General features: G+C 44.6%; 1 protein-coding gene. It reads right to left on the reverse strand.

Going from position 1 to position 381, the window contains the following annotated elements; translation table 11 throughout:
- Nucleotides 1–381 (reverse strand): hypothetical protein (locus tag E5987_RS12875; RefSeq protein WP_160336454.1); only part of this gene is annotated, 381 nt, incomplete at both ends.

Raw genomic sequence — 381 nt, forward strand, 5'->3', positions numbered from 1 at the left:
TCGTAGTTGGAGACAGTGGCGTCAGGATGGATAACTAAGAATATCGCTAAGGATAGTAACTCTTTCCAATGCTCAGGAAAGACGACCTTTAAGGCTTTAGTTATTCCCGATTGCTTGGCAATTTGCTCTAATACATAGCTGGCTCCGGCATTGAGTGCTTCCGACCGGTTCAAAACAATTTGTGCCACCGGAAGACTGACCTCTGCAATACCAACCGGACAGAGTTTGTTATCGGTAAAAGTTAGTTCAACATCCTTGTATTGAGGATTGTTTCGAAGAAATTTCCTTCCCAATTCCACCTTGCCGTCAATCAGGCGCCCAAGGGTGATTCGGTGTTTGCTATAAGAACGCTGTTTGACCGGATCCCAAGCATTTTGAAAT

Origin of the sequence: Parasutterella muris (assembly GCF_009767915.1) — a bacterium.
Taxonomy (GTDB): Bacteria; Pseudomonadota; Gammaproteobacteria; order Burkholderiales; family Burkholderiaceae_F; genus Parasutterella; species Parasutterella muris.